This is a genomic window from Nocardia seriolae NBRC 15557 (genome assembly GCF_007990715.1).
Taxonomy (GTDB): Bacteria; Actinomycetota; Actinomycetes; order Mycobacteriales; family Mycobacteriaceae; genus Nocardia; species Nocardia seriolae.
This window is the reverse complement of record NZ_BJWY01000202.1, coordinates 1-7,381: the sequence shown is the minus strand read 5'-3', so window position 1 is coordinate 7,381 and position 7,381 is coordinate 1. Positions and strand designations below refer to the sequence as shown.

6 protein-coding genes and 3 pseudogenes are annotated in these 7,381 nt (G+C 66.2%); 6 read left to right on the top strand and 3 right to left on the bottom strand.

The window, feature by feature from the left end:
* Positions 1–231 precede the first annotated feature (231 nt).
* From NS2_RS34465 to NS2_RS34455, 3 genes are all read left to right on the top strand, one after another.
* A complete protein-coding gene (locus tag NS2_RS34465) occupies positions 232–903 on the top strand; it encodes a response regulator transcription factor (protein WP_033087541.1) in 672 nt (223 codons plus the stop codon).
* Complete coding sequence (locus NS2_RS34460; RefSeq protein ID WP_033087540.1) at positions 900–2,279, top strand: sensor histidine kinase; 1,380 nt, start codon at positions 900–902, stop codon at positions 2,277–2,279. Before NS2_RS34465 ends, NS2_RS34460 begins: the two co-directional genes overlap by 4 nt.
* A gap of 80 nt (positions 2,280–2,359) precedes the next feature.
* Positions 2,360–2,692, top strand: a complete 333-nt coding sequence (locus tag NS2_RS34455; RefSeq protein WP_033087539.1) for a hemophore-related protein — start codon at positions 2,360–2,362, stop codon at positions 2,690–2,692.
* Between the two features lie 155 nt (positions 2,693–2,847).
* Here NS2_RS34455 and NS2_RS34450 read toward each other — a convergent pair.
* Together NS2_RS34450 and NS2_RS34445 are read right to left on the bottom strand one after the other, a co-directional pair.
* Positions 2,848–3,021, bottom strand: a pseudogene (locus tag NS2_RS34450) (DUF397 domain-containing protein); the annotation flags it as partial.
* Between the two features lie 29 nt (positions 3,022–3,050).
* Positions 3,051–3,929: a helix-turn-helix domain-containing protein gene (locus NS2_RS34445; RefSeq protein WP_147207426.1), complete on the bottom strand. Its 879-nt coding sequence runs from the start codon at positions 3,927–3,929 to the stop codon at positions 3,051–3,053.
* A 169-nt stretch (positions 3,930–4,098) separates the two neighbouring features.
* On the opposite strand from NS2_RS34445, the gene NS2_RS34440 reads away from it, so the two are divergent.
* Positions 4,099–4,278 carry a hypothetical protein gene (locus tag NS2_RS34440; RefSeq protein WP_036546114.1) on the top strand — a complete coding sequence of 60 codons (180 nt, stop codon included), beginning with the start codon at positions 4,099–4,101 and terminating at the stop codon, positions 4,276–4,278.
* A gap of 78 nt (positions 4,279–4,356) precedes the next feature.
* Here NS2_RS34440 and NS2_RS34435 read toward each other — a convergent pair whose 3' ends face one another.
* Entirely contained in the window at positions 4,357–4,752 is a 396-nt protein-coding gene (locus tag NS2_RS34435) for a hypothetical protein (protein ID WP_071343643.1), read from the bottom strand.
* 811 nt (positions 4,753–5,563) lie between these two features.
* Here NS2_RS34435 and NS2_RS34430 point away from each other — a divergent pair.
* Both NS2_RS34430 and NS2_RS34425 read left to right on the top strand, forming a co-directional pair.
* Positions 5,564–5,983, top strand: a pseudogene (locus tag NS2_RS34430) (reverse transcriptase domain-containing protein); the annotation flags it as partial.
* 49 nt (positions 5,984–6,032) lie between these two features.
* Positions 6,033–7,167: pseudogene (locus tag NS2_RS34425) on the top strand (IS701 family transposase).
* Positions 7,168–7,381: the final 214 nt, after the last annotated feature.

The following is a 7,381-nucleotide window of genomic DNA, read 5'->3' as shown; positions in this document are numbered from 1 at the left end:
CGGGCTGCGGACGTTAGTAGATAGGCCCGGGCAGCGCGCTCGAATCCTGCCGACCGGTTGCCTCCGGAGATGCGTTCGATGGCGGCGATGATCTGCTCGTCGACGGTGATGGATACCTGCTTTGTGGCCATGATATGGAAGGTATCACCATACATATCATGGTGGCTGGTGATTGGGCGGCTTCCTCCCGGTTCGCAGGCGATTCACAGCCGCGGACCGCAGAATTGCCGGGTGCAACCGGGACGCATTCTTGTGATCGAAGACGCCGAGGCCATTCGGGCCGCGGTGGGGGCCGGGCTGTCGGCAGCCGGGCACGAGGTGCTCGAGCGCGCGGACGGGCGGCTGCTGGAACCGGACCTGGCCCAGTTCCGGCCCGATGTCGTGGTCCTCGACGTCATGCTGCCCGGGCGGGACGGGTTCGCGCTGCTGGAGTCGGTGCGGGCGCGCTCGGGGGCGGGCGTGGTCATGCTCACCGCCCGCGACGGGGTCGAGGACCGGGTGCGCGGGCTGCGCGCGGGCTCCGACGACTACGTGGTCAAGCCCTTCGACCTCACCGAACTGGTGGCGCGGGTGGAGGCGCTGCTGCGGCGCATGGGAAAACTGCGCAGCCGCATCGTGATCGGCGATCTCGAGGTCGACGTGGACGCGGGTGGCGCGCGCCGCGACGGGCACGCGCTGACGCTCACCGCGACCGAATTCAAACTGCTGGCCTACCTGGCCGCGCAGCGGGACCGAGTGGTCACCAAGACCCAGATCCTCACCGCCGTCTGGGGATACGAGGACTACGACACCAACCTGGTCGAGGTGCACGTGAGCGCGTTGCGACGCAAGCTCGAGGAACACGGGGAACGGGTGGTGCACACTGTGCGCGGGCTCGGGTACACGCTGCGGGCGCCCCGGTGAAGACCGTGTCGCTGCGGGGACGGGTGACCCTCACGGCCGCACTGGTTTCCGGAGCCGTGCTGGTGCTGGTGGCGCTGCTGGTGCACGGGCTGTTCGGGGTGGTGGTGAATCGCAGCGAGAACACCGTGCTGACCGATCGGGTGCAGCTGGCGAGACAGCTTTCGCAGCAAGGAGTTTCGCCGGAGGAGTTGGTTTCCCGGGTGGACACGCATTCGGTGCGGGCCCGGCTGGTCCTCGCCGACGGGCACACCTACGGCAGCCTGGACCACCGTCTCGCCGAGGACAGCACCACCCGGACCCGCTTCGTCCGGCTCGCCGGGCCGGGGACACTCGACAACGCCCGCCTCACGCTCCAGATCGACACTCCCCTGCTGGCGAAGGTCCAGTCCCGCCTGGGATTTCTGCTGATCCTCGCCACCACGGGCGCGATCGCGGTGATCGTCACCGGGCTGTGGTTGCTGGTGGCGCGTGCCCTCGCACCCCTGGATACCATGACGCGTCTGGCCCGCGATATCGCGCACGGCCATCTCGGCCGCCGCCTGAATCCTTCCCGCACCGACACCGAATTGGGGCGCACCGCAGCCGCTTTCGACGAAATGCTGGACGCCCTGGAGGGCGCTTTGCGCGACACCGCCGCCGCCGAGGCCCGCGCCCGCGCCTCCGAACAGCAGATCCGCGTCTTCGTCGGCGACGCCGCCCACGAACTGCGCACCCCCATCACCGGCGTCCGCTCCCTGGCCGAGGCCATCGTCCAGCAGCCCGCCGACACCGACCCCGAGGACCGCCAGCGCATGCTGCTGCTCCTGGTCCGCGAGACCCAGCGCGCGGGCCGCCTGGTCGACGACCTCCTCGACCTGGCCCGCATCGACGCCGGACTCCAACTCCGCCGCGAGCCCGTGGACCTGCACGCACTGACCGCCACCCACCTCGACCGCATGCGAATGCTGCACCCGCACACAGATTTCCAGCTCAACGGCGACCCGGTCACGGTGTCCGCCGATCCGGAGCGCATCACCCAGATCCTCACCAACCTGCTCACCAACGCCTGCCAGGCCATGAAGGACCACGGCGGCATCACCGTCGACATACGCGCGATCCCCGCCGAATCCGGTGGCGGCGGGATCGAACTCACGGTCACCGACACCGGCCCCGGCATCCCGGCCGAGGACCGCGACCGCATCTTCGACCGACTGGTCCGTCTCGACCACGCCCGCGACACCCGCCCCGACGGCTCCGGTCTGGGTCTGGCCATCGCCCGCGGCCTGGCCCGCGCCCACGGCGGCGATCTGACCTGCGCCGGCCCCACCCCCGATACGACGGGCGCGGTCTTCGTCCTCCGTCTCCCCCTGAGCCCGCCAACCCTGAAGAACGCCTGAAGAACCCCGCCCGATTCAGCGCAACTTCAGCAACCGCGGGCAAATTCGATGGGGAACCAACCCCCAACGATGGAGTGAGCATGAACCGCACCCTCGCCGCGATCCTGGTCGGCGCCGCCGGAGCCGCCGCGATCGCGCTCGCCGTGCCCGGCACCGCGTCCGCGGACACCCCGCAGTGCGGCCCCGCCGCCGCAGCCGCCGCCCGTGCCGACGCCGCCCCGAAGGTCGCCGCCTACCTGGCCGCCCACCCCGACGTAGCAGCCGAACTCACCAAGGTGAAGGGCCTCCCCAAGGACCAGCGCCGCGCCGAACTGAAAGCCTGGCGCCAAGCCAACCCCCAGGAAGCCCAAGACCTCAAGGCCGCCCGCCAAGCGGTAATCGACTACCACAAGTCCTGCCCCCGCCAGAAGTAAAAGCCCCCGCGATCCGCCCCCGCGAGCGCCCACCGCCGAGCCACACCCCTCGCCTGCCCGGCGGCCGAGCGACTGCCCTCGCCACGCGCGGCACGCGGTCCCGACCGGGGACACCGACCCACAACGATCGGTGTCCCCGGTCACCGCCCACACATCTAGACCCGGTCGAACTTCCCCACCACAACCGCACCAACGAACGCATCCCACTGACCGCCGGTGAAAACATGCACCGTCCCACCGGGATCCTTGGAATCACGCACCCCAACCGCGCCCCCACCCAGAAACGCGGCCTCGACACCTTCCTTGCCCCCGCCGCTCTTGCTGCTCTTGAACCAAACCGCTTCGCGTAGTTAGTCGTTCACGAAAACTCCCTTACTGCATCGCGCAGCAGTCGCCTGCTGCTCATCTCGTCCAACGCGGCTCGCTGGAGAAGCCTGAAAGCGGATACGTAGCCTTCGACGATGTCCGGCTTCTCCGTGTACATGTCCGCCGAGAACCCCTCCCCGTACACGGTCGGCGGCTCGGCCGGATCGCCTCGGCCGTCGAGTCTCGCCTCGAGGATCACGAACGGACCGGTCTGACGGCCCGTCGGCATCCCCGCGGAGAACGGCAGGACCCGGAGCGAAACGTTGGGCCGCGTACTCGCCGTAGCGAGGTAGTCGAGCTGGTTCGCCATAACCTTCGGCCCTCCGATGACCCTGCGCAACACAGTTTCTCCGAGAATGACCTTGAACTGGACCGGGTTCACGTCACGAGTGATGGCGCGCTGCCGCCGAGCCTTCAACTCGAGTCTGCCGTCGAGCTTGGCTTCGTCATCATCGGGATACGCGTCGCTGGTCAGAACCCGCGCATAGGGCCGATTCTGGAGCAACCCCGGCACCAGATCCGGCTGGAACGAGGTCAGTATCCGGGCGTTGTACTCCATATCGACGTACAGCCGAAAGTCCTCGGGGATAACCGAACCGAACTCGTGATACCAGCTCTTCACCGCCGCCTGCTGCGCCATGGCCCGCAACGTGACGGCCCAGTGGTCATCAACCTCGTACAGACTGATCAACTTGTCCAGATCGTGAATCCGAATCTTGGCCGTCTCCCCGACCTCGATCCGCTGCAGAGTGCTTGTCCCCCACTCCATCACCTTCGCCGCCCGGCCGAGAGTCAATCCGACCGCCTCCCGCGCCTCGCGCAGATACCGCCCCAACTGCCGCCGCGTAAGCGTACTCGTGTTCTCTGCCATGGGATTTCCCGTTCTTACGCCGTCCCAGTTCCCAGATTCCGCAGACCGTGATTTCAGTATCGGGAAAATCGTCCCATCGACTTCGGGACGCGCACTGGGAAAACAGGAAACTCGATCTGGATTTCCAGTTTTCAGTTTTCACCCTGCCTTACCCGGCTGCACTGAACCCATGACACCCCAACCGATCCCCCAGCACTCCTGGATCAACGACGACTGCCAGAACAGCTGGATCTACCCCCTCACCCGAGCCCGAGCCGAAGGCATCACCAAGATCCACGCCCCCTGCACCCCACCCTGCCCCCGCTTCGAAACCGCCCGAAAGTACCTCGACCAGGACCCAACCCAATGACCCCAGAACTGGCCAACGCAACCTGTGCAGTCCCCGGCCGGGCAATCCAGGACACTCATCCGGCCCCGAGGCTACGGTTCAGGCGAAGTTGTTGTCCTGGAGGAACCGGTACCAACCGTCTTCCTCCTCCAACTCCTCGTCGGTGACGAATTCCCGGTACCGCGGGCCCGTCATGCACTCGTCGAAGTACGTCAGCAGGTCCGGTGCCACGATCCGTGACGCGTCGTTTTCCCCGTACCGCCAGAAGTACTGATCGGCGAACATCACCTCGCCGGTGATGAGGTTGATCAGGAGGTTGTCGTTGCCGATCAACCCGATACGAACCCAATGCTCGTCATCTCGATGAACCTCCCCGTCGGCGTCCACGATCACGCCCTTGTCGAACGTGCCGAACAGTTCGATGTCACCGGCCTGGGCTCGACCGGTGAGCCGATACAGCTCGATCACCGCGGCGGGCAGCGAAAGCCCTTCCAACCGAACTGCGTGCGCTACGAGGCGCCGAATTATCCCTTGGAGGTGAAATGACTCCAAAGTGATTGTGTCGCAGCATGATCGCTGTAGCTGAGGGCAGCCCGACCCAGGAGATGCTGGGGAGGGCGGGAAGCAGCCCTGACAAAGTCGGGACGTGCCAGCACTGCCGAATGGCACGGGTCCGGTGAGCGTGGAACAGAGGTGGACGAGAGGAACCGGTGTCATAACGTCCCTCAAGGTTGGAGCCAGCTCAAATTCGGTGGATATGGGCTGGATTGCAGTGCGCATCCGACCCCTCATCACGGGTCGGAGAACTCCCCCGACGGTTGCACTACCCGCCGGGGAGGTCACGGTGAATTTCTGCGGTGTAGCCGTGACGAGACTGCTGGGACAAAGCCGGCCGCCTCCTGTTCCGAATGGATGTCGGTGAACGTAGGAACCATCCCGTCTCGCCCATCGCGGCTCGCATCCAGCGAGTGGTCGATGGGCAGGCTCATCGTCGGCTGTTGGGGCGTGGATGGGGCGGAGGGGTCGTAGTACTCCGAGCCGGGGAAAGCCCGGTACATGGGGAAGGGCCCCAGTGAATGTCAGCAGTGAGGAGCTGTAATGGACGGAGTCACTTGTGAATTCGAGTGAATCGTGGCCGGACTTCGTCGAAGCCGGGCTGCGGGTACGCCGGATGCAGGCCAAGCTGTACTTGTGGGCGGTCCGCGACGCGGACCGAGTGTTCGAGGATCTGCACAATCTAGTGTGTGACCCGGCGTTTCTCGTGCACGCCTGGGAGCGGGTCCACGGCAACAAGGGCGGACGCACGGCAGGAGTCGACGGGGTTGCGCCTCGCTCGATTCCGAAAGAGTCCACCTCCCTGTTGTCGACGTTGCGAACTGAATTGCGGGCCAGAACGTTTCGCCCGGAACCGGTACGCGAGAAAGCGATCCCGAAACCAGGCAATCCATCGAAGAAGCGCCGGTTGGGGATACCGACGACAGCGGACCGGGTGGTGCAGGCCGCGCCGAAGTTGGTGCTCGAGCCGATCTTCGAGGCCGGTTTTCAGCCCTACTCATATGGGTTCCGGCCGAGGAGGCGAGCTCACGACGCGATCGCCGAGATTCACAACTTCGGTGTCCAGGGCTATCACTGGGTGCTGGAGGCGGACATCGAGGCGTGTTTCGATCGGATCGACCATGCCGCCCTGATGGGGCGGGTCAGGAAACGGGTCGCCGACAAACGCGTCCCAGTACTGCAACGGCACTCGTGTGAATGAGTGCTGGTAGACCTGTCGGGTGGTGTTGGATCGGCTGGTGGCCGAGCTGGATTCGTTGATGGCGCGGATCGGTGTCCGGTTCTGTCGTGCCGAGCCGCGGGCTCGGGCGCGGGAGTATGTGTCGGGGCTGGTCGCGGGCCTGGAACGCAAGAACGGGTGGACGTTGGCCGAGCGGGCCGGTGAGGTGTGCCCGGACGGGATGCAGCGGCTGCTGCGCAAGGCCGACGGGGACGTGGCCGGGGTGCGTGACGATGTGCGTGATTACGTGGTCGAGCACCTCGGCGACCGCGACGGCGTGTGGATCGCCGATGAGACCGGTTTCCTGAAGAAGGGCACCAAATCCGCTGGGGTGCAACGCCCATACTCGGGCCCGGCAGGGCGGACGGAGAACTGCCAGATCGGGGTGTTTCTGGCATATGCGTCCCCGCACGGGCATGCGCTGGTCGATCGGGAGTTGCATCTGCCGCAATCGTGGACCGATGATCGGGCTCGATGCCGCGATGCCGGGATTCCCGACTCGGTGGAGTTCGCGACCAAGCCACGGCTGGTGATCGCGATGCTGGAGCGCGCCCTAGCGGCGCGGCTGCCGTTCGCGTGGTTCACCGCCGATGAAGCCTATGGCCAGGCCGGTTATCTGCGGGAATGGCTGGAAGATCATGCGGTGTCGTATGTGATGGCGACCCGCCGTGACGATCGTTTCGCCACGCGTGCCGAACGCAGCGATCGGGCCGATGTGTTGATCGCGGAGCTGCCCGCCACGGCCTGGCAGCGGCTCTCGGTCGGTGCCGGAGCCCACGGTCCACGCGAATACGACTGGGCGCGTAGGCAAATCGACGGAGGCTGGAGCGGTGGGCGCGGGCACTGGCTGCTGGCGCGGCGCTCGATCACCGATCCGACCCAGATCGCCTACCACGTCTGCTACGGCCTGGCGCGATCGCGTCTGGTCGATCTGGCCTGGACCGCCTGCGCGCGCTGGCATGTCGAGGAATGCTTCCAGCAGGCCAAGAACGAGGCCGGACTCGAATCACTATCAGGTCCGTTCCTGGCGGGCCTGGTATGCCCACATCACGTTGTCGATGCTGGCCCTGGCCTGGCTGGCCGCATCGAAAACCGTTGCATTAAAAGGGGAACCGATCCCAGCAGTGTGGGCATGATCGCTCTCACGCTACCGGAGATCCGCCGCTTGCTGGTGGCCTTCGTGCTTACCCGGTCCCACCCCGCCGAGCGGGTGTGGTCCTGGTCGTGCTGGCGGCGTCGCCGCCAGCACCAGGCCCGCCTATCCGCACTACCGCCACCGCGGACACCCACTCACCTGACCACCGAGTGCCGTTGCAGTATTAATACTCCAGCATCACTTCGTGATGTAGT

What these genes read in the sequence shown, in the direction of transcription:
- NS2_RS34445 (WP_147207426.1), bottom strand. Translation starts at nt 3,929, where the DNA reads ATGGCAGAGAACACGAGTACGCTTACGCGGCGGCAGTTGGGGCGGTAT.
- NS2_RS34440 (WP_036546114.1), top strand. Translation starts at nt 4,099, where the DNA reads ATGACACCCCAACCGATCCCCCAGCACTCCTGGATCAACGACGACTGC.
- NS2_RS34455 (WP_033087539.1), top strand. Translation starts at nt 2,360, where the DNA reads ATGAACCGCACCCTCGCCGCGATCCTGGTCGGCGCCGCCGGAGCCGCC.